This is a genomic window from Sandarakinorhabdus glacialis (genome assembly GCF_014643455.1).
In the GTDB taxonomy this organism is placed as follows: domain Bacteria; phylum Pseudomonadota; class Alphaproteobacteria; order Sphingomonadales; family Sphingomonadaceae; genus Sandarakinorhabdus; species Sandarakinorhabdus glacialis.
On sequence record NZ_BMJM01000013.1, the window covers coordinates 1 to 20,444 of the forward strand.

Genomic DNA, 20,444 nt, shown 5'->3' on the forward strand with positions numbered 1-20,444 from the left:
ACCCATCGCACCGTCGCTAACATCAGTGCAAACACCAGTGCTTGCACCGGTGCTACCTCGCGGCACCCGTCAAACCAGGCAAGGCGGCCTTCACCGTAGGCGTACTCGGAAACATGGCGCCCAATCCCCGATGACACCTGATCAGTGTGACGAATAATTACCTTGTAAATGGCTGGAGACAACCCCACCGCTTGGATCGACGCCAATGCAACGTCCCCAGGCCGCGCTTACCCTCAGCGGCCCACCAGCCTCGTGCAAATTCCCCCAGCTTCAGGGCCATTTCGTCAAGCGAACAGTAGTACCTAGCCCAATTTACCCAGCAATGAAGCCTCGCAGGATGAACGGGCTAGAGAGACGCCCACGATCATGTCGACACGGCCCCTCGCACCCGGCACACAAGCTCGCCAACAAGGTGTAAGCCATGAACAAGATCCGCGCTCTCTGGAATGCCGGCAAACCCGCGATCATCGGATGGATCAACATCCCCTCGATCCTTGCCGCGGAAGCCCTTGCCGGCTGCGGCTACGACGGCCTGCTCGTCGATCTCCAGCACGGCGCCGCCGAAATGGCCAACGTCGCCCCCCTATTGCTGGCAATCGAACACGGCGGCGCCGAGCCGCTGGCGCGTGTCGCTGCCAACAACCCAGCCGACATCATGCGCCTGCTCGATTTCGGCGCCTATGGCATCATCGCGCCGATGATCAACACCGCAGCCGATGCCCAGACCTTCGCCGACGCCCTCCACTATCCCCCGCGCGGCCTTCGGTCTTTCGGGCCCCGTCGCCCGCAAATGCGCTTCGGCCCCGACTATCTGGCGGCCGCATCCGACAGCATCGTCTCTCTCGCGATGATCGAAACCCGCGACGGCCTCGACAATCTCGAGGCCATTCTCGCGGTTCAGGGCTACGACGGCATCTTCATCGGTCCGTCCGACCTGGCGCTCGCTCTCGGCCGGTCGCCGCGCCCCGACAACACCGATCCGATCTTGCTCGCCGCGATCGACAACATAATCGCGCGCTGCAAGGCCGCCGGAAAACATGTCGGCATCTACTGCTCGTCACCAGCCTATGCCCATCGCATGGTCGCCGCCGGCTGCGACATCGTCTCGATCACCCCCGACCTGGTGATGCTGACCAACGCCGCGCGCGAGAGCGTCGCCGCCACCCGCGCCGGTTTGCTCCGTTAGCTGTTCGAAAGCTCGGCCCTTGCCAAGCGCGGGCTGAGCAGGTGCACGGCCCCCAGTGCGAGGAAATATGCCGACCCCGCGACGGCGAAAAGCGGCGTGTAGCTGCCGATGCTGTCGAGCACGAAGCCGGCATATTTCGCCATCATCATCCCGCCGATCGCACCAACGGTGCCGCCGATACCGATCACCGACCCAACTGCACTGCGCGGGAACAGGTCCGACGGCAGCGTATAAAGGTTCGCCGAGAACGCCTGGTGTGCCGCGGTCGCCAGCCCAATGACGAAGACATTCAACCACAGGCTGTCGATCGACTGCGACACGAACACCGGGGTCACCGCGATGGCACAGACCAGCATCGTCATCTTGCGCGCATAATTCACCGTCCGCCCGGACTTGATCATCCGCGACGAGGCCCAGCCACCCGCTACGCTACCGACATCCGACATCAGGTAGATGACCACCAGCGGCGGCCCGAAACTGACCAGATCAAGATCGTAACGCTTGCCGAGGAAACCCGGCAGCCAGAACAGGAAGAACCACCAGATCGGGTCGATGAAGAACTTGCCGAGCGCATAGGCCCATGTTTCGCGCACCGTCAGCAGCTTGCGCCATGGCACCGGCGTCACCGGATCGGCGGGATCCTGCGTGATGTAAGCCAGTTCCTCGGGGGTAACCTGCGGCTTGTACGCGGGGCGGCGATAGATCATCAGCCAGGCGACCAGCCATACGACGCTGAAGCCGCCGGTGATGACAAAGGTCGATCGCCATCCATAGGCGATGGTCAGGGCCGGCACGAGCAACGGCGTGATGATCGCCCCCACATTGGCGCCGGCGTTGAAAATGCCGATCGCCGTGGCGCGCTCCTTGGCCGGGAACCACTCGGTCACTGCCTTGATGCCGGCCGGAAAATTGCCGGCCTCGCCGATGCCGAGCCCGAAACGCGCCATGGCGAACTGGGCGACGCTGTAAACGCCGCCGTGCGCCATGTGTGCGATCGTCCAGATCGTGAACGCCACGGCATAGCCAAGCCGCTCGCCGATGATATCAACGACGCGCCCGAAGCCGATGTAGCCGATCGCGTACGCCATCTGGAAGAAGAAGATCACATTGGCAAAATCGGTCTCCGACCAACCAAGGTCGGCCGACAAGGTCGGCTTCAGCACGCCGATCATCTGCCGATCGATATAATTGATCGCCGTCGCCGCAAACAGCAGCGCGACGATGACCCAGCGATAGCGGCCTGTTCGGGCGGGACCCGACGCTGGCTCGGTCGTCTCTGCGGCCATCATCTCTTACTCCCCAATGCCGTCCGCCTCTTTATTTGGAGGTCGGTTCAGCCTTTGAAATCCTGCACGACAGTGATTGCCGGTCGGCAAAGCGGACCACGGAACTTTGCCCGGCAGCAATCGCATGGACCCCGGTTATCGCGCCCGTTGAAACCAGCGTTCCCTGGGGCACCGCAATCCCGCGCCGGGCCAGCAGCTCGAGCAGGAACCTTACCGAGCCCAGGCTGCCATCGGGAAAGTCCGCGGCAGTGCCGGTCCCGGCCGTGCTCCCGTCGATCTCGACTTCGATAGGCCAGGCATCGAAATCGACGTCCTGCCAATTTTCGATCACGGGGCCGACGATCAAACCGTGGTTGTTACCGAAATCCGAGACCGTCACGGCCGGACCGAGGTCGTTAATCGCGCCGAGCGGCGAACTGGCGATCTCGATGCCATAATGCACGCCGGTCACACAGGCCTTGGCCTCGGCGAGTGAATATTGCCGGTCGGCCGGGTCCACGATGCCCAGCCGATAGATGAATTCGGCTTCGACCGCGCCGAAACCGCCGACAAACACGGGCATGACGGTATCGCCGCCGGCAGCCACCATAGCCGGCGCAAATATCGGCCCTGCCAGGCGATTGCTGCCGAACACCATTGCTGCCGGCGGCCAGATCCGGCCGACTTTCCAACCGGCGACCGCATCGCCCTGCAAGGCGATAGCCAGGTCCTGGATCCGATAGCCATCGTCAAGACTTGCCGGTACGCGCCCAGGGTATTCGAGCAACGGGAGAGCCCCGCGGCGGGCCGCAACGAACGCCGCGGCAATCGTTTCAGCAGCGCCGTCAGCGTCGGTGGCTGGCATGTTCACGGTCACGAAACCTCTTCCCCAAGAAATTCATCGCTATAGGAAACCGGTGTCATAAGCAAATCGCCGATATCGATATTTTCGGCCGTCGACGATTTCACAGGGTCACGCCGCGCTTCCAGATCGCAATTTCGCGCTCGTCATTACGCTCCGCCGCAGTTGTTGCGCCCGAAGCAACCTCCCGGATCCGCGACATCATTGCTGCCGCCGCGCCGTCCAATCCATCGGCCAATACCGACCCGGCGTCGAAGTCGATCCACCTCGGCTTGGCTGCGGCCAAAGCCGAGTTCGAGGCAATCTTCAGCGTCGGCACCGGAAAGCCCAGCGGCGTGCCGCGCCCCGTCGTGAACAATATCACCGTCGCGCCAGCCGCCGCCAATGCCGTCGACGAAACCGCGTCATTGCCCGGCGCCTCGAGCAGGGTCAGCCCGGTTCGCCGCACCTGCGCGCCATAGGCGATGACGTCCTCGACGATGGCATGACCGCCTTTTTGCACAGCCCCGAGCGATTTCTCCTCGAGCGTCGTAATGCCGCCGACGATATTTCCCGGCGACGGATTTTCCGAAACGGGTTCGCCATGCGCCAGGAAATAGCGTTTGAAATCGTTGACCAATCGCACGATGCCGTCGAACGTCGCCTCGTCGCGCGCCCGTGCCATCAACAAGGTTTCGGCGCCGAACACCTCGGGGATTTCGGTCAGTACGGCGCTGCCGCCCGCCGCCGTCACCGCATCGGCCACGCGACCCACGAGCGGATTGGCCGTCAACCCGCTGAACGCATCCGACCCGCCGCACTTGAGCCCGACAACGAGGCGGTCGACCCCCACCTCCTGCCGCTCCGCGGTCGCCGCTATGTCGATCAGCTCATCGACCAGCGCCAGCCCCGCCTCGATCTCGTCGCCGGCACCCTGCGCGCGCAGCGTCCGTATCCGGTCGCGCCGTGCCTCGGGGATCAGCGCCAGCATCGCGTCGATCTGGTTCGATTCGCAGCCAAGGCCGAGGATCAGCACACCGCCGGCATTGGGATGATTGGCCAGTGCCGCGAGGATCGCCCGGGTCCCGGCCAAATCGTTACCAAGCTGTGAACAGCCATGCGGATGACCGAACGCAAACACGCCACCAACGCTGCCGCGCACCGATGATCCGGCACGCGCCGCGATTTTCTGCGCCGTCCGCGCGACGCACCCGACCGTCGGCAGGATCCAGATCTCGTTACGCGTCCCGACCCGGCCGTCTTCGCGCACGAACCCGCTAAATGTCGCCGGCGACACCGCGCCGTGCACCCGCGCGGCCGGCGGCACATAGGTATATTCGCCCTCGCCGCCCAATGCCGTCACCAGATTATGACTGTGGACATGTGCTCCTGCCACGATTGCCGTCGTCGCCCGGCCAATCGGAAAGCCGTATTTCACCACGACATCACCGTCCGCCAGCGCCGCCAACGCCAGCTTGTGACCCTTGGGCACCGCGGCGTCCGCAACCACGGAGATCCCGCCCGCCACCAGTGTTTCGCCGGGTGCGATATCGCGCAGCGTCGTCGCCACATTGTCGCGCGGATCGACCCTCAGCACCGCCGGCAACATGATTTCGATCGAGTTTTCCATGCCGCCCAGTTTATAGGTTACCGGTGTCAGTGTCCGCGCTGGCGGGTCCGCCCGCGCCGCGCTAGGGTAACCAGAAAGGGGATACCAGTGGACACCAACGGCAATAGCGGGCGAGGCGGCAAGCCGACGATCAACGATATCGCCCGGCTCTCCGGCGTCTCCAAGAAAACCGTAAGTCGTGTCATCAATCGCTCGCCACTGCTCAACGAGGACACGCGCAAGCGCGTCGACGACATCATCCGGGCCACCGGCTATGTCCCCAATCCGCAAGCCCGCGCGCTCGCCTTGCGCCGCAATTTCCTCATCGGCCTCGTCCACGACAACCCCAATGCGCAGATGGTGCTGGGCGTCCAGCAGGGCATTCTCGGGGTGCTCAAGGGCACCGAATACGAGCTCATCGTCCGACCCGTCGATCGCGGCTCGACCACCCTTGTTGCCGATGTCCGCTCTTTTCTCGAGCGCCAGCGCCTCCACGGCGTCGTCCTGCTGCCGCCCATATCCGAGAATAACGGCCTTGCCGCGCTGTGTGATTCGCTTGGCTGCCGCTACGTCCGCATGGGCTCGGCCGATCTCGACGACGCTGCCCATATGGTCGCCTCCAACGATCGCGAAGTCGTTCGCGACGCCGTCGCCTATCTCGCCGGCATCGGCCATCGCCGCATCGCCATCATCACCGGGCCACAAGGCTTCCGTTCCGCCTTCGAGCGCCGCCAGGGCTATGAGGAGGCGCTGTCCGCAGCTGGCATTGCCCCCAATCCAGGCTATGCCGCAGAGGGCAACTACCGTTTCGAATCAGGCCTCGCCGCTGCTCGAATGCTGCTCGCCCAGGCTCCGCGCCCAACCGCCATCTTCGCCTCGAACGATGAAATGGCCGCCGGCACGCTCCATGCCGCGCGCATGATCGGGCTCGATGTTCCCGCCGACCTCTCGATCATCGGTTTCGACGATACCGCCATCGCCGCGCATATCTGGCCGCCGCTGACCACCGTTCGCTGGCCTATAGTCGAGATGGGCAAGGCCGCGGCACGCAAGCTCCTCGCCGGCACCATCGACGAGCAACCGGAGATGCCCGGCGACGCGCTGTTCCCCTCGCAGCTCATCCAGCGAGCTTCTACCGCGCCGCCGAAATAGCCCTGAAAATTCTTGTCGGACAGCCTGACACCGGTTACCACGCCGTCACAAGCCGCCCACAGCCGATGGAGCCTCAAATGTTCGAGAAAACCTATCACGCCACCCATCCCGACATAATGGAGATGGTCGCCAACGACGAATTGCGCGACCGCTACCTCGTCACCGGCCTGTTCCGCGCCGGCGAGGTCGTCCTCAACTATTCGCACAACGAGCGCTTCGTCATCGGCGGCGCCACCCCCGGCGCGGCGCCCCTGCCGCTCCCCGTCCAGACCGCCCCTGCATCCGCCGCCGGCAAGCCCTTTCTCGAGCGCCGCGAGCTCGCCGCCGTCAACGTCGGCGGCCCCGGCACCATCACTGTCGATGGCCAGTCCTTCGACATGGCGCCGCGCGACTGCCTCTACATCCCGATGGGTGCCGTCGAAGTCAGCTTCGCCGGTGAAGGCGCGCGCTATTACCTCGCCAGCACCCCGGCGCACGTCGCCAAGACCGTGAAAAAGATCGCCATCGCCGAGGCCAACCCCCTCGAGCGCGGCGGCCTCGAAGGCTCGAACGAGCGCACCATTTACCAGATGGTCATCCCCGGCATCTGCGACAGCGCGCAGCTCCTGCTCGGCCTGACCATCCTCAAGCCCGGCAGCGTCTGGAACACCATGCCGCCGCACCTCCACGATCGCCGCAGCGAGATTTACTTCTACTTCGATCTCGGCGAGGACGACCGGGTCTTCCATTACATGGGCGAGCCCGACGCCATGCGCCACATCGTCATCGCCAACGAGGAGGCCGTCATCTCGCCGCCATGGTCGGTCCACATGGGCTCGGGCACGCGCAACTATGCCTTCATCTGGGCGATGGGTGGCGAAAACCTCGATTATACCGACATGAACGTCCTCGATATCTGCCAGCTCGCCTAAGGTGGCAAAGATGAGCCTGTTCGACCTCGGCGGGCGCGTTGCCATCGTCACCGGCGCCAACACCGGCATCGGCCAGGCGATCGCGCTCGCCTTGGCCGCCGCGGGTGCCGATATCGCCGCCGTCGGGCGCACCCCTGCCGAGGAAACCGCCGCCAAGATCCGCGCCATGGGCCGCCGCGCCATCATCATCGGCGCCGACCTGTCCACCATCGAACCTGTTCCGCGCATCGTCGCCGAAACCCTGGGTCAGCTCGGCGGCCTCGACATCCTCGTCAACAACGCCGGCATCATCCGCCGCGCCGACAGTGTCGATTTCACCGAGGCAGATTGGGACGCGGTCATCGACACCAACCTCAAATCGGTGTTCTTCCTCGCCCAGGCAGCGGGAAAACACATGATCGGACAAGGTTATGGCAAGATCATCAACATCGCCTCGATGCTGACCTTCCAGGGCGGCATCCGCGTGCCGAGCTATACCGCGTCCAAATCGGGCGTCGGTGGCTTGACCAAGTTGCTCGCCAATGAATGGGCGGCCAAGGGCGTCAACGTCAACGCCATCGCGCCGGGCTATATCGCCACCAACAACACCGACGCGCTGCGTGCCGATCCCGATCGCAATGCCTCGATCATGGCGCGCATCCCCGCCGGCCGCTGGGGCCGCGGCGAAGATCTCGGCGGCGCCGCGGTCTTCCTCGCGTCCGCCGCCTCCGACTATATCGACGGCCATATCCTCGCCGTCGACGGCGGCTGGCTGGCGCGCTGATGACCCTCGCTACCGGCCCTGTTCTTGCCGAGGCCGCTAAGAACGGTCCTGTCGTCTGCTTCGGCGAGCTTCTCATCCGCCTCTCGGCCCCCGGCCGGTCGTTGCTGATGCAGGTCCCGTCGCTCGATATCCAGGTCGGCGGCGCCGAGGCCAATGTCGCCGTCGGCCTCGCCCGCCTCGGCCACAAGACCGCGGTGATCAGCGCGGTTCCAGCCAATGCGCTGGGGCAGGGCGCCATCGCCGCCGTCCGCGCCCACGGCGTCGAAACCAGCGGCGTCGTCGTCCGTGATGGCCGCATGGGGCTGTATTTCCTGTCGCCCGGCGCCGGGCTGCGCGCCGCCGAAATCGTCTACGACCGCGCCCACAGCAGCTTCGCCGCCGCGCCCGCCGGCACCTTCGACTGGCCCGTCCTGCTCGCCGGCGCCGCGCGCCTCCACCTCTCGGGCATCACTCCCGCACTCGGGCCGGTCGCGGCCGAAGCCGCAATCGCCGCCGCCGAAGCCGCAACCGCACTAGGCGTCCCGGTATCCTTCGACGGCAACTACCGCGCCCGCCTGTGGGAAGCCTGGGACAGCGATCCGCGCAGCATCCTGACGCGCCTCATCGCTCACGCCGACATATTGTTCGGCAACCACCAGGACGTCGCCCTCCTTCTCGGCCGCGATTTCCCCGGCGGCGGTGCCGATCGCCGCCGCGCCGCCGCCGAAGCCGCGTTCGAGGCCTTCCCCAAGCTCCAGCTCATCGCCTCGACCGCCCGCCACACCGAGGACGCCGACCGCCACCGCATCATCGCCCGCATCGACGCCCGCGACAGCCACGTCCAGACCGCCGAGATCCTCGTCTCCGGCATCGTCGACCGCATCGGTGCCGGCGACGCCTTTGCCGCCGGCGTCCTCCATGGCCTCTCGCAGTCGGACGACATCGATCACGCCGCCAACATCGGCCTCGCACTGGCCTGCCTCAAACACTCGCTCCCCGGCGATTTCAGCCTGTTCGGCCAAGGCGACATCGACGCCTTCCTCGCCGGCAGCCTCGATGTCCGCCGCTGACGGCCTTACCCGCCGGACGCTGATCGGCGCTGGCACGTTAATCCTCGCTGCCCCCGCCTACGCAACGACCGCCCCCATCGCCCGCACTGCCGCTGGAAATTTCCGCGGCACCACCACCGCCGGCATCCACAGCTTCCGCGGTGTCCGCTACGGCCGCGCCGCCCGCTTCCAGCCGCCAACCGCCGAGGCCAACCCCGGCCAGACCATCCCCGCCACCGCCTTCGGCCCGATCGCCCCCCAGTCCGGCAACCGCGACCTCCCCCAAAGCGAAGACTGCCTCTTCCTAAACGTCTGGACGCCCGCGCTCGATCACGGCGCCCGCAAGCCGGTCATGCTCTACATCCACGGCGGCGCCTATGCGAACGGCACCAGTACCGATCCGCTCAACGACGGCGCCGCGCTCGCCGCCCATGATGTCGTCGTCGTCACCGTCAACCACCGCCTCAACGCGCTCGGCTATCTCTACCTCGCCCGCCTCGACCCGCGCTTTCCGGACAGCGGCAACGCCGGCCAGCTCGACCTCGTCCTCGCCCTCGAATGGGTCCGCTCCAACATCGCGGCATTCGGCGGCGATTCCAGCAACATAACCGTCTTCGGCCAATCCGGCGGCGGCGCCAAGATCGCCACCCTCATGGGCACCCCCGCCGCCAGCGGCCTGTTCCACCGCGCCATCACCATGAGCGGCCAGCAAGTCACCGCGTCGGGACCCCTCAACGCCGCCGCCCGCGCCAGGGCATTCCTCGCCAAGCTCGCAACCGACCCCGTCACCGCTCCCACCGCCGCAATCATCGCAGCCCTTACCGCAACCGACCCCATCCTTGGCGGCAACGTCTATTTCGGCCCCGTCCTCGACATGCGCAGCCTCGTCCGCCACCCGTTCTGGCCCGATGCCAACCCGCAATCGAACGCCATCCCCATGCTGCTCGGCAACACCCGCGATGAAGCGCGCGCCTTCCTCCCACCCGACTCACCCAGGCTCGCCACCCTCGGCTGGGACAATCTTGCCGCCGTCATGGCTCCCGAGCTCCGCGTCGACATCCACCCCGAATGGCTCACCGCCCAATACCGCGCCCGCCACCCCGGCTGGTCGCCGCGCGAAATCCTGTGGGATGCCGTCACCGCCGGCCGCAGCTGGCGCGGGCAAATCGAGGAAGCCCAGGCCCGCGCCGCCGCCAACGCCCCGACCTGGGTCTATCAACTCGATTTCGCCGACCCCGCCCGCCCCGACGCCGGCGCCATGCACACCATGGACATCGCACTCGCCTTCGGCACGACCGCGCACCCGAGCGCCCCCACTGGTAACGGCGCCGCCGCGCAATCCCTCAGCCGCCGGATGATGAACGACTTCACGAAATTCGCCCGCACGGGCACGCTGCCCTGGCCGCAATACCGCACCGATCACCGCACCACGATGATCTACGACACCGTCCCGCGCCCCGAAAACGACCCCCGCAAATGGCAGCGCGAACTTTTCGCCCGCGTCCCTTACATCCAGCCGGGAAGCTGACGGACCCACGTGAAGCTCACACCGCCCGCGGCCCCAGCGCCTCGATGATCCGGCAATCCGAAATCGCGCCGCCCTTGCACGAACTGATAACCCCCTTCAACTCACGCCGCAGCGCCGTCAGATCCGCCAGCTTGCGCTCGACCTCCTCCAAATGCCTCCGGGCGATGGCGTCGATATCGGCACAGTCATCCTGCCGGTCATCCGACAACGCCAGCAACGCGCGAACCTGGTCGAGCGAAAAGCCGAGGTCGCGCCCCCGGCGAATGAACGACAGGCGCGCCAGCTCGGCCGCGCCATAACTCCGGTAATTGCCGTCCGTACGCGGCGGCGCCGGCAGCAGGCCGATCCGCTCGTAATACCGGATCGTCTCGACCTTGGTGCCTGTCGTCCGGCCCAGGTCGCCGATGGTGACAGCCATTTTCCCGATTCCCTCTCTAGCCGCCGCCGAACATCAGCCGTATCCCGCCATTCAGCACAAAGCCATCGGTCGGCGCCCAGACATCGACCGTCCAACGTCCGTCCGGGGCACGCACCGGCAGCAGCAGCGGATCAGATTTCGTCTGGCGGACATTCAGGATATTCTCGGCATTGAGAAACAGCCGCACCTTGCCCACCACCATTTCCGCCAGCGCCCCGATCTCCAGGTAAGGCTTGCTCTCCGACCGATACGGATTGCCGTCGAGCTCCTGCCGGCCGGTATAATAGGCCTCGATGCCGATACGCCCGCGCCCGCTTTCCTCCCACATGCCGACCAGCCCCGCGGTATGGCGCGGTGTCCGCGGCACGGTGCGGCGCCCCGGTGCCTCGGGGTCCGGTTCGCTGGCGTCGACATGGACATAGCTGCCGGTGATGCTGAACGCAGCGAGCCGATAGCGCAGCATGGCCTCGACGCCGCGCGTGCGGGTGATGCCATCGGCGTTTACGAGCCGGACCCGGTCGGGGCCGATCGCCTGCACCTGGACAGCCGCGCCGATATCGGAGGCGAACAGCGCCAAATTCGCGCTGAAGCCGCCGGCGCGATAACCGACATCGACCGAGGCGGTTTTGGCAGTCTCGGCACGCAGCCCGCCGATCGGCTCGAGGCGCGACAGCCCGCTCGCCTCAATCTGCTCGACAAACGGCGTCGGCGCATAGAATCCCCGCCCATAGGACGCGCGGATGCTCCACGGCCCCGGCTTGAACAGCGCCGAGACGCGCGGGCTGAAATGCGATCCATATTCGCTGTGATCGTCGAGGCGGGCACTGGCGGACAAGGTCAGTCTGTCGGTGGCCTCCGCCTCGACCTGAGCGAACAGGCCGGGCACGGTATAATCATAGTCGAACGCCGGAAACGCCTCCGAGCGATATCCGTCATATTGGACCGCGATACCCGCCAACCAGTCGATCGCGCCGCGACGCCCGCCCAGCGACGTCTCGGCGAACACCGTGTCATGCCGGTCGTTCTCGATGATCTCGCCAAACTGGTGGCGATGATCCTGTGTCGTGCCCGAGGCGCGCAGGTGGAGGACCATATCCCCGCCGACCGGCGCTTCGCCAACCAGGCCCGCATCGAGACGGCGCGTATCGAGCGCCTCGGCAAAGGGCCGCCCGTCCGGCGCGGTGCGCCCGGGCAGCGTGCCGCCGGTGCGATCCTCCTTCATCGCGCCAAGCGTCAGCATCAGCGTCTCGCCGTTCCCGCCGCCAAGGAACAGCCGCGGCCGCAGGGTCCAGCGCGCATATCCCGGCATGTCGGCCCAGCCGTCGCCATCGAGATCATTGGCGCGCTGCCGGTGATAGCCACCGGTCATCGACAGCCCGAGCCGGTCGCCGACCGGCATCGCGGCATAGCCGGTGATATCCTGGCCGTGGCGGCTGGTCGCATTGAGCAACATCTCGGCTTCCGGCGCATCGCCCGGCCGGCGCGACACGAAATTGATGACGCCGCCCAGCGCCGAGGGACCATAAAGCGCCGAGGCGGCCCCCTTGATGATTTCGACCTGGCCGAGATCGGTCGGGGCAATCTGCAGCAACCCCACCGACGAGGTCTGCCCGCCATAAAGCGGCAGCCCGTCCGACAGCAGCTGCGTATATCGCCCCTCCATGCCCTGCATCCGGATGTTCGAGGATCCCAGCGACGGCGAGGTGACCTGGACGCGCACGCCCGGCGTTTCGGCGACGAGCATCGAGACATTGCCCGGCGTCATCAGGATCTTTTCCTCGATCTCCTCGCGGTCGAGGACCTCGACGCGGATCGCCTCGTCGTCGACGCCCCGACCCGACCGGGTCGCCTGCACGATGATCTCCTCGTCCGCCACCGGCTGCGAAACTTCCTGCGCACCGCCGGGCGCCGCCCCCATCAAGGCGGTCGTCCCCGCAGCCATCACGAGCCGAAGAAAAGCCGGAAGAATGACTGGCCGCTGCACGATAAGCTCCCGGTTGTCCGCGCCGTCCCAATCGACGGCAAGCGGCTTCGGTTGCCAGCGGTAAAGGCTGTAGTGACTATAGGGTCAACAGCTGATCGATACGCGCAGTCGCCTATTTCTGGCCATCATATCGTTTGCAATTCGACGACCGCTACCGCCCCAAAGCCGGACATTCCAGTCGTAACGATGACCGTCCGATAGCGGTCAAAGGTTTCCGGCCTGCCAGCCGGACAACGGCACAATATCCTGCCAACCGAACAATAGCTTGCGTTACGGACAAGTAACGTTAACCGTTGCTGTGACGGGGGCTGCGGACCATTCTCGTCTGGTCACAATCCAAACAATGGCGGGCACAGTGTTGCGGTGTCGCTGCCCGAGTGCGTCGATCGCTGAAACAAGACACGCGCACGGGTGCGCAACGGGAGCAATTTCATGGCAGGCCTTCGGCAAGCTACCGGCACGCTGGTCGGTACCGGACGCATGCGCCGTGCAGCACGCACCGGCATCATGGTCGGTATCGCGATGTTTGCGGCGTCATCGAGTTACGCCGCGACGCTGACGACACTGGTCAGCTTTGACGGCACCAACGGCGAAAGTTCCTTCGCCGGCCTGATCGCCGACGCGGCCGGCAATCTTTATGGCACGACCGCCTACGGCGGCGCTTCGGGCCAAGGCACCGTGTTCAAGCTGTCGGCCGGCGGCGCGCTGACGAGGCTGGCAAGCTTCGACAGCACCAGTGGCGCAGCTCCCTATGCCGGCCTGATTGCCGACGCGGCAGGCAATCTCTATGGCACGACCAACTACGGCGGCGATTTGGGTGGAGGCACCGTGTTCAAGCTGTCGGCCGTCGGCGCGCGGACGACGCTGGCAAGCTTCGACCACTACAATGGCGCAGCTTCCTTCGCCGGGCTTATCGCCGACGCGGCAGGCAATCTCTATGGCACGACCGCCGGAGGCGGCGCTTCGGGCTATGGCACCGTGTTCAAGCTGTCGGCCGGCGGCGCGCTGACGACGCTGGCAAGCTTCGACTACACCAGCGGCAGATATTCCTATGCCGGCCTGATCGCAGACGCGGCAGGCAATCTCTATGGCACGACCAGCAGCGGCGGCGCTTCGAACGTTGGCACCGTGTTCAAGCTGTCGGCTGGCGGCGCGCTGACGACGCTGGCAAGCTTCGACTACTACTCCAACGGCGGAAATTCCTATGCCGGCCTGACCGCCGACGCGGCAAGCAATCTCTATGGCACGACCACCGAAGGCGGCGCTTCGGGCTATGGCACCGTGTTCAAGCTGTCGGCCGGCGGCGCGCTGACGACGCTGGCAAGCTTCGACGGCACCAACGGCGGATATTCCTATGCCGGCCTGATCGCCGACGCGGCAGGCAATCTCTATGGCACGACCAACTACGGCGGCGCTTCGGGCTATGGCACCGTGTTCAAGGTGTCGGCTGGCGGCACGCTGACGACGCTGGCAAGCTTCAACGGCACCAACGGCGCAAGTTCTTACGCTGGCCTGATCGCCGACGCGGCGGGCAATCTCTATGGCACGACCAGCAGCGGCGGCGCTTCGAACGTTGGCACCGTGTTCAAGCTGTCGGACACCGGCTTTGTTGTGAGTGTCGGCGACGTACCCGAGCCCGCGTCCTGGGCGATGATGATCGCCGGCTTCGGCCTCGTCGGTGCCGCCGCCCGGCGCCAGCGGCAGACGGTCGCCGCCTGACAGCTTAGCATCGTGCGCTGTGGTGACGGATCCACCGACACCACAGCCACATCGGTCGGAGTCTCAACGGGCCTGCCATTCTTGCCCGGATTCGCCGAACCGGGAACGGCCGCCTTGCCGGTTCGATTTTCCCAAAGGCGATGGTCCGCTTCCCACCCATTGTTGCCGTGGGAGGTTTGGTTTGCAATCGAGATCGCTGCTCTACTTCTTCGCCACCGGATAAACCACGATCAGCACCAACGGCTCGGCGCCCGCCTGCACGATGCCGACGTTGGCGCCGGTATAAAGATGCGCCGCCATCCCCGGCGCCCGCTTCGCGCTGACGCCGTCGGACATCACCGTCCGGCCGCCCGACACGACATAATTGACTTGGTCATGGCCAAGCACGCGAAGCCTGATCGAAGCGCCCCGATATCAGCCACTAAAAGTCGTAAAGCCGATTGCCGAAAGCAGCGCTTCAACAGGTTGGCGAACTGCGTTCGACCGGCTTGGCAAGGACGACATCGTCGTATTCGCGGTCTCCCACGCGGAAGCGCCGATCGGCGATCTGGATAAAGCCATTCTTGGCGTAGAAGGCACGGGCGCGATCATTCCCTGCGTAAACGCCCAGCAACAGGCGGCGAAAACCTTCGTCCGCCGCGTGAGCCACGGCCTGCCGCATCAACTCGGCGCCCAGGCCGCCGCCATGAAACCGGGAAAGAATGTAAATTCGCTTCAGCTCCACGTCGCTCCCATCGGACGCGCTTCCAGGAAGATTGGACTTTCCGACTAGAGAGAAGCCGATCGGTGCTTGCCCGCATCTTGCTTCGGCGAGCCATGCCGCATCGCCCCGTTCAAGACAGTTGCGATAGGCGGCCGCGCTATGTTCCCGCTCACAGTGCAACGTGATCGCGTCACCGGCAAGCACACCCGCGAATGTTTCCAGGAAGGTCGCACTGCCGATCAGCGCAAGGCGACCCGCATCGGTCGTCGTCGCCCGTCGCGCCGTCCAGTTCATGATTTCCTCCGCCCTCCCTGCAGCATGTCGTCTGGCCCATTGCGACGGGAAAGCAAAGGTCGGCCAGGACCTCACCGAAAGCCGCCCGCCCGCAATCCACCAATCCCGCCTTTCGAGATTTGGTTCGCAATCGGCATCACTGCCCTATTTTTTCACCACCGGATACGCGATGATCAGCACCAGCGGCTCGGCGCCCGCCTGCACGATGCCGACGTTGGCGCCGGTATAAAGATACGCCGCCATCCCCGGCGCCAGCTTCGCGCTGACGCCATCGGACATCACCGTCCCGCCGCCAGACACGACATAATAGACCTCGTCATGGCCAAGCACGTGGAGCCCGATCGAAGCGCCCTTGTCGAGCGCACGCTTGCGGAATTCCATCGTCCGCCCCGGTGCCCGGTCGCTCATCCGGTAGGCGGTGCTCATGCCGGTACCGTCATGCGGCGGCACCTCGCGGACCATCACCTGCTTTTCGTCGACGACGACCATCGGCGGGACCGCGGCCAACAAGCCGATCAGCAAACCGATCATTTGCGAACAGCCTCCCGCATCGACTTGTCGCGCACCGACAGATGCTCCTGTGGTGCCGGCGCTTTCTGCCCCGGATACAGGCCGGATTTCGGCTCCATCGTCACCAGGTTCCAGTCGGCCTCGACGAACGCCGCCTTGGTCGGCGCCTGCTTCGGGTATCCACCGACCTCCTTCTCGTCATCGAGGATCGCGCCGCGTCCTTCGGCGATGAAGAACAACACCCGTATATCGTCGGCATCGCGATCCCAGGGCCGCGCCCCGGCGTTGGCGAGCACATGCGTTTCGACATCGCGCACCGGCAGCACCGTCACGCCCGCCGGCAATGCGTCGGGGGTCTTCGCCTCGATCAACTGTGCCCGCGTCTCGCCGTACCGCCCGAACATCGGCGCTGCCGTGCCGAACTTGTCGACGGCGATATTGTCCTTGCCGAAATAGCGCAGGTCGCCGTCGCCGCCGAGCATGAGGAACGGCAGCCCGGCATCGGTCGACGGCCCGGCGCGCATGACATTGCCGATCGCGGTCAGCCGGCCCTCCACATAGGGCTGTCCCGCCCATTCAAGCGCCATCAGGTTATAATGCACCGCGCGCTTACCCGGATCATAGATCAGATTGTTGACCATCACTGCCTGCGCACCGCCCTTTAACAGCGGCGATCGCTCGACATTGTGCGCCCAGATATTGCGCCAGAACACGATGCCCGTCGCATTGTCGTGGATCAGGCTGCCCTTCGAATGCTCGCCCTTGGGATGGCTGGCGTTGGCCAGGCCCTCGGCGGCGAGATTGTACGAAAACAGGAAATTGCGGCTGGTATGCTGGCGCCACGCCGCGACTGTGTTGCCGCCGGCGAACCGAGGCCCCGACGCCGACATGTTCTCGTCGATGCCCCAGGTGAAGCTGCAATGGTCGACGATCACGTCATGCGCGGCGACCCCCGAAAACGCATCGGCCTCCCAACCCGACAGCGCCGCCTGCCCATCGCGGCCGGTCCGCACGCGGATATGCCGGATGATGACGTCATGGCCCTTCAGGTCGATGCCGCCGCGGATGATGGTGATGCCCGGCGACGGTGCCGTCTGTCCGGCAATGGTCAGGTAGGGCTCGGAAACGACCAGCCCGCTGCGGGCGAGGTCAATGATGCCGCCGACCTCGAACACGACAATGCGCTTGCCCTTGGTCTCGACCGCGGCGCGAAACGAGCCTGGCCCGGCCGCATTGAGGTTGGTGACGCGGACAATCGCGCCGCCTTGCCCCCCGACAGTCCCGGTACCACCCGCCGCCAGTACCGAAACCGGCTCAGTTCCACCCGCCGACACGCTCGCCAAGGCCCCGGCAACGATCGCGATCAAGCCCGAGAAACCCGCAAATACCCGCATTCCGTTCCCCAACCCGCTTCTTGACAAAACCCGTCGACACGGACATTGCTGGCGATGACACCGGTTACTTAACACCAAAAACGGTGCAGATCACAGCAAATGTGGCGCGAAGGGGAGGATGAGGCAGCCCGATATCCGGACGCCGATTTCCAAATCAGACCGCCAAAGTCATTAAATATCAATGCCGCAGCCCGGGGTAACCGGTGTCATGCGGCCTGGCGGCACTCGGGGAGAGCGAAATGACCAACACCAGCAGCAAATACATGATTCGACTTTTGAGCTGTGCCTCACTGTCGGTCGTCGCGATCGGCTCGGCCAGCGCCCAGCAAGCCGCCACCCCAGTCGCCAGCGCGCCACTTGATGATGAAATTCTCGTCACCGGCTACCGCGCCTCGCTCGCCGGCGCCCTCAATGACAAACGCGAAGCCATTGGCATCGTTGACGTAGTTCGCGCCGAAGACATCGCCGACTTCCCCGACAACAATCTCGCTGAATCGATCCAGCGTATCCCCGGCGTCACCATCACCCGCGACCAGGGCGAAGGCCGCAACATCACCGTCCGCGGCCTCGGGCCGACCTTCACCCGCGTCCGCATCAACGGCATCGAGGGCCTGTCGACGACCGGCGGCGCCGACGCCAGCGGCGGTGCCAACCGCAGCCGCTCCTTCGATTTCAACGTCTTCGCATCCGAACTATTCAACTCGATCACGGTCCGCAAATCGGCCTCGGCCGACATCGAAGAAGGCTCGCTCGGCGCCACCGTCGACCTGATGACGGCGCGCCCGTTCGACTACAAGGACGACTTCACCGTCGCCGGCTCGGCCCAGATCGGCATCAACGACCTCTCCAACTCGGTCGATCCCAAGTTCGCCGGCCTGATCTCGAAAAAATTCGCCGACGGCAAGATTGGCATCCTGCTTTCCGCCGCCTATTCCAAGCGCGGCATTGCGGAGGAAGGCCTGTCCACCGTGCGCTGGGAACGCGGCACCGACAACGGCCCCGCTACACCGCGCCCAACAGGCGCCTTTGCCCCGGGCTCGGCGCTGCCCAACGGCGCCCAGCAGGGCTATGCCTTTTTCGCACCCCGCATCCCGCGCTACGACAGCTATCGCTATGAAACCGAACGCTTGGGCCTGACCGGATCGGTCCAGTTCCAGCCGACCGACGCGACCCTGCTCAGCTTCGACGCGCTATATGCAACCTTCAAATCGAAGCGCGCGGAACAATATCTCGAGGCGATTTCGTTCAGCCGCGGTGCCGGCGGCAAGCAGGACACCGTCATCCTGCCCGGCGCCGTCGTCGACGCCAACAACAGCCTCGTCAGCGGCAGTTTCAACAACGTAGATGTCCGCGTCGAATCGCGTTACGACGAGCTCGAAACCGAATTCCAGCAGTATACGGGCTCGCTGCATCAGGAATTCGGCGATCGCGTCCGCCTCGACCTGCTCGGCGGTTACTCCAAATCGGCGTTTTCGAACCCGATCCAGACCACGATCGCGCTCGATGTCGCCAACGTCCAGGGCTATAGCTACGACTTCACCACCCGGTCGCCGACCCTCAACTATGGCAACCTCAACGTTGCCGACGCGACGCGATATGCGCTGGGGGAAATTCGCCTGCGCCCGCAATATGTCGACAATGATTTCAAGGTCGCACGGGCACAGCTCGAATTCGACGCCACCGACACGTTCAAGCTTCGCGTCGGCGGCGACTGGAAAAAATACGGCTACAGCTCGCAGGAATACCGCCGCACCAGCGAAACCGATGTTGCGGGGCTACTGGCGCCCGGGCAGCTGCCGGGCCTGACCAATATCTATTCGTTCAGCCCGAACACGGCGCTCGGCGGCTCGCCCGCCAGCTTCGTCGTGCCCAACATCGATGCCTTTGCCAGCGTCGTCGGCATCTATTCCAACACCGGCCGGTTCGCATTGACGGGCATCACCAACGCCAGTGCCCGGGGCAATTTCACCACTGTATCCGAGCGCAGCCTCGGCGGCTTCGGACAGGTCGTCTATGACGGCGAGATCGCCGGCCTTCGGGTTCGCGGCGACGCCGGCGTTCGCTATGTCGATACCAAGCAGGTATCGACGGGTTACCAGAACACCCCCGTCGCGCCGGGTTTCCAGCTCATCGAAGTCGAGCGCAGCTATGGCAGCTGGCTGCCATCGGCCAACCTCAGCGTCGATGTCGCCGAGGATGTCGTCCTGCGCGCCGCCGTCGCCCGGGTCATGGCGCGGCCCAACATCGGCACGGTAAATCCGGGCGGCTCGTTCTCGATCAGCGGTGGCAACCGCACGCTGTCGCTCGGCAACCCTTACGTCGATCCGACCCGCGCCACCGACTATAACCTTGGTGCCGAATGGTATTTCGGCAAGGGCGCGGCTCTGACGCTTGGCCTGTCTACAAGGACATCTCGAGCTTCGTCGCCACCACCACCCAGCAAGTGCCGTTCAATCAGCTCGGCCTGCCGGATTCGCTGCTCGCCGGCACCGGCGTGTTGCCGACCGACCTGTTCACCGTCACCCAGCCGGCGAACAGCAAGGGCGGCTCGCTCAAGGGCCTCGAGGTCGGTCTGCAGACGCCGTTCAGCTTCTTGCCCGGCAGCTGGTCGAACTTCGGCGTCCAGCTCAACTACACCTTCGTCGATTCCGAAATCGAGTATCCGCTCGCCAACGCCATCGGCGCGCCGGTCGTCATCCAGCCGCTCGTCAACCTGTCGAAGCACAGCGCCAACGGCACGCTTTACTACGAGGACGATGTCTTCTCGGTGCGCGGCTCGGTGTCGTATCGCAGCGGCTATTTGACCGCAGTTCCTGGCCGCAACGGCGTCGCTCCTGGCGCCGGGCCGGTCTTCAACGCCAATTCGGGACAGCCGACCTTCAACGACGTCGAAGGCACCCACGGCACTGTCAACGTCGACATGTCGGCGTCGGTGAAGTTCAACGAAAACATCAGCCTGACGCTCGAGGCGATCAACCTGACCGACCAGTATATCGACCAGTATATCGACAGCGCCGCCGATCGGCTCAGCGTCTATCACCACACCGGTCGTCAATTCTACTTCGGTGTCCGCTTCAAATACTGACCGGTTCGCCCCCTCCCCGGCGGGGAGGGGCTTTCGGCTCGGCGCCGTTCGGCT

18 protein-coding genes and 1 pseudogene are annotated in these 20,444 nt (G+C 65.2%); 9 read left to right on the top strand and 10 right to left on the bottom strand.

The window, feature by feature from the left end; translation table 11 throughout:
- Nucleotides 1–206, bottom strand: a 206-nt coding sequence (locus IEW98_RS16200) for a hypothetical protein (RefSeq protein WP_207792579.1), incomplete at its 3' end; no start/stop codon positions are given.
- 215 nt (nt 207–421) lie between these two features.
- On the opposite strand from IEW98_RS16200, the gene IEW98_RS14060 reads away from it, so the two are divergent.
- Nucleotides 422–1,186, top strand: a complete 765-nt coding sequence (locus IEW98_RS14060) for an HpcH/HpaI aldolase family protein (protein ID WP_188763825.1) — start codon at nt 422–424, stop codon at nt 1,184–1,186.
- On the opposite strand, the gene IEW98_RS14065 is transcribed toward IEW98_RS14060, so the two are convergent.
- The 3 genes from IEW98_RS14065 to IEW98_RS14075 all read right to left on the bottom strand — a co-directional run bounded on the left by IEW98_RS14065 (nt 1,183) and on the right by IEW98_RS14075 (nt 4,922).
- Entirely contained in the window at nt 1,183–2,472 is a 1,290-nt protein-coding gene (locus IEW98_RS14065) for an MFS transporter (RefSeq protein WP_371870790.1), read from the bottom strand. The genes IEW98_RS14060 and IEW98_RS14065 overlap by 4 nt on opposite strands.
- 31 nt (nt 2,473–2,503) lie before the next feature.
- Nucleotides 2,504–3,328, bottom strand: a complete 825-nt coding sequence (locus tag IEW98_RS14070) for a 2-keto-4-pentenoate hydratase (RefSeq protein WP_243450783.1) — start codon at nt 3,326–3,328, stop codon at nt 2,504–2,506.
- Nucleotides 3,329–3,416: 88 nt separating this feature from the next.
- The gene (locus IEW98_RS14075) at nt 3,417–4,922 is read right to left on the bottom strand and encodes a UxaA family hydrolase (RefSeq protein WP_243450784.1); all 1,506 of its coding nucleotides are present in this window, start codon (nt 4,920–4,922) and stop codon (nt 3,417–3,419) included.
- 87 nt (nt 4,923–5,009) lie between these two features.
- On the opposite strand from IEW98_RS14075, the gene IEW98_RS14080 reads away from it, so the two are divergent.
- The 5 genes from IEW98_RS14080 (at nt 5,010) to IEW98_RS14100 (ending at nt 10,283) form a co-directional block, all read left to right on the top strand.
- On the top strand, nt 5,010–6,053 hold the full coding sequence (locus IEW98_RS14080; protein WP_188763829.1) for a LacI family DNA-binding transcriptional regulator: 1,044 nt from the start codon (nt 5,010–5,012) through the stop codon (nt 6,051–6,053).
- Nucleotides 6,054–6,130: 77 nt separating this feature from the next.
- Nucleotides 6,131–6,964, top strand: a complete 834-nt coding sequence (gene kduI / locus IEW98_RS14085; protein ID WP_188763831.1) for a 5-dehydro-4-deoxy-D-glucuronate isomerase — start codon at nt 6,131–6,133, stop codon at nt 6,962–6,964.
- A gap of 10 nt (nt 6,965–6,974) precedes the next feature.
- Complete coding sequence (kduD, locus tag IEW98_RS14090; RefSeq protein WP_188763834.1) at nt 6,975–7,727, top strand: 2-dehydro-3-deoxy-D-gluconate 5-dehydrogenase KduD; 753 nt, start codon at nt 6,975–6,977, stop codon at nt 7,725–7,727.
- Nucleotides 7,727–8,776 (top strand): sugar kinase, encoded by a 1,050-nt coding sequence (locus IEW98_RS14095; protein ID WP_188763836.1) that lies wholly within the window; start codon nt 7,727–7,729, stop codon nt 8,774–8,776. Before kduD ends, IEW98_RS14095 begins: the two co-directional genes overlap by 1 nt.
- On the top strand, nt 8,763–10,283 hold the full coding sequence (locus tag IEW98_RS14100; protein ID WP_188763838.1) for a carboxylesterase/lipase family protein: 1,521 nt from the start codon (nt 8,763–8,765) through the stop codon (nt 10,281–10,283). The genes IEW98_RS14095 and IEW98_RS14100 overlap by 14 nt, the downstream gene beginning before the upstream one ends.
- Before the next feature lie 16 nt (nt 10,284–10,299).
- On the opposite strand, the gene IEW98_RS14105 is transcribed toward IEW98_RS14100, so the two are convergent.
- Together IEW98_RS14105 and IEW98_RS14110 are read right to left on the bottom strand one after the other, a co-directional pair.
- Nucleotides 10,300–10,701, bottom strand: coding sequence for a MerR family transcriptional regulator (locus tag IEW98_RS14105; RefSeq protein WP_188763840.1), 402 nt, complete (start codon nt 10,699–10,701; stop codon nt 10,300–10,302).
- 16 nt (nt 10,702–10,717) lie between these two features.
- Complete coding sequence (locus IEW98_RS14110; protein ID WP_188763842.1) at nt 10,718–12,643, bottom strand: TonB-dependent receptor plug domain-containing protein; 1,926 nt, start codon at nt 12,641–12,643, stop codon at nt 10,718–10,720.
- A gap of 453 nt (nt 12,644–13,096) precedes the next feature.
- On the opposite strand from IEW98_RS14110, the gene IEW98_RS14115 reads away from it, so the two are divergent.
- Complete coding sequence (locus tag IEW98_RS14115; RefSeq protein WP_503826713.1) at nt 13,097–14,404, top strand: choice-of-anchor tandem repeat GloVer-containing protein; 1,308 nt, start codon at nt 13,097–13,099, stop codon at nt 14,402–14,404.
- Between the two features lie 201 nt (nt 14,405–14,605).
- Here the strand turns inward: IEW98_RS14115 and IEW98_RS14120 are convergent, their stop codons facing one another.
- The 4 genes from IEW98_RS14120 to IEW98_RS14135 form a co-directional block, all read right to left on the bottom strand.
- Nucleotides 14,606–14,791: a hypothetical protein gene (locus IEW98_RS14120; protein WP_188763846.1), complete on the bottom strand. Its 186-nt coding sequence runs from the start codon at nt 14,789–14,791 to the stop codon at nt 14,606–14,608.
- Nucleotides 14,792–14,861: 70 nt separating this feature from the next.
- Nucleotides 14,862–15,401: a GNAT family N-acetyltransferase gene (locus IEW98_RS14125; RefSeq protein WP_188763847.1), complete on the bottom strand. Its 540-nt coding sequence runs from the start codon at nt 15,399–15,401 to the stop codon at nt 14,862–14,864.
- A 144-nt stretch (nt 15,402–15,545) separates the two neighbouring features.
- Entirely contained in the window at nt 15,546–15,932 is a 387-nt protein-coding gene (locus tag IEW98_RS14130) for a cupin domain-containing protein (RefSeq protein ID WP_188763849.1), read from the bottom strand.
- Nucleotides 15,929–17,305 (bottom strand): pectate lyase family protein, encoded by a 1,377-nt coding sequence (locus IEW98_RS14135; RefSeq protein ID WP_188763851.1) that lies wholly within the window; start codon nt 17,303–17,305, stop codon nt 15,929–15,931. The genes IEW98_RS14130 and IEW98_RS14135 overlap by 4 nt, the downstream gene beginning before the upstream one ends.
- Nucleotides 17,306–17,568: 263 nt before the next feature.
- Between IEW98_RS14135 and IEW98_RS14140 the strand changes: the two are divergent.
- A pseudogene (locus tag IEW98_RS14140) lies at nt 17,569–19,692 on the top strand (TonB-dependent receptor); the annotation flags it as partial.
- The gene (locus IEW98_RS16805; protein WP_279380378.1) at nt 19,665–20,390 is read left to right on the top strand and encodes a TonB-dependent receptor domain-containing protein; all 726 of its coding nucleotides are present in this window, start codon (nt 19,665–19,667) and stop codon (nt 20,388–20,390) included. The pseudogene IEW98_RS14140 and the gene IEW98_RS16805, both read left to right, overlap by 28 nt.
- Nucleotides 20,391–20,444 lie beyond the last annotated feature (54 nt).

Excerpts from the sequence above, each read along its gene's own strand:
- IEW98_RS14060 (WP_188763825.1), top strand. The coding sequence starts at position 422 with ATGAACAAGATCCGCGCTCTCTGGAATGCCGGCAAACCCGCGATCATC.
- IEW98_RS14065 (WP_371870790.1), bottom strand. The coding sequence starts at position 2,472 with ATGGCCGCAGAGACGACCGAGCCAGCGTCGGGTCCCGCCCGAACAGGC.
- IEW98_RS14075 (WP_243450784.1), bottom strand. The coding sequence starts at position 4,922 with ATGGAAAACTCGATCGAAATCATGTTGCCGGCGGTGCTGAGGGTCGAT.
- kduI (WP_188763831.1), top strand. The coding sequence starts at position 6,131 with ATGTTCGAGAAAACCTATCACGCCACCCATCCCGACATAATGGAGATG.
- kduD (WP_188763834.1), top strand. The coding sequence starts at position 6,975 with ATGAGCCTGTTCGACCTCGGCGGGCGCGTTGCCATCGTCACCGGCGCC.
- IEW98_RS14095 (WP_188763836.1), top strand. The coding sequence starts at position 7,727 with ATGACCCTCGCTACCGGCCCTGTTCTTGCCGAGGCCGCTAAGAACGGT.
- IEW98_RS14100 (WP_188763838.1), top strand. The coding sequence starts at position 8,763 with ATGTCCGCCGCTGACGGCCTTACCCGCCGGACGCTGATCGGCGCTGGC.
- IEW98_RS14105 (WP_188763840.1), bottom strand. The coding sequence starts at position 10,701 with ATGGCTGTCACCATCGGCGACCTGGGCCGGACGACAGGCACCAAGGTC.
- IEW98_RS14110 (WP_188763842.1), bottom strand. The coding sequence starts at position 12,643 with ATGGCTGCGGGGACGACCGCCTTGATGGGGGCGGCGCCCGGCGGTGCG.
- IEW98_RS14125 (WP_188763847.1), bottom strand. The coding sequence starts at position 15,401 with ATGAACTGGACGGCGCGACGGGCGACGACGACCGATGCGGGTCGCCTT.
- IEW98_RS14130 (WP_188763849.1), bottom strand. The coding sequence starts at position 15,932 with ATGATCGGTTTGCTGATCGGCTTGTTGGCCGCGGTCCCGCCGATGGTC.
- IEW98_RS14135 (WP_188763851.1), bottom strand. The coding sequence starts at position 17,305 with ATGCGGGTATTTGCGGGTTTCTCGGGCTTGATCGCGATCGTTGCCGGG.
- IEW98_RS16805 (WP_279380378.1), top strand. The coding sequence starts at position 19,665 with ATGGTATTTCGGCAAGGGCGCGGCTCTGACGCTTGGCCTGTCTACAAG.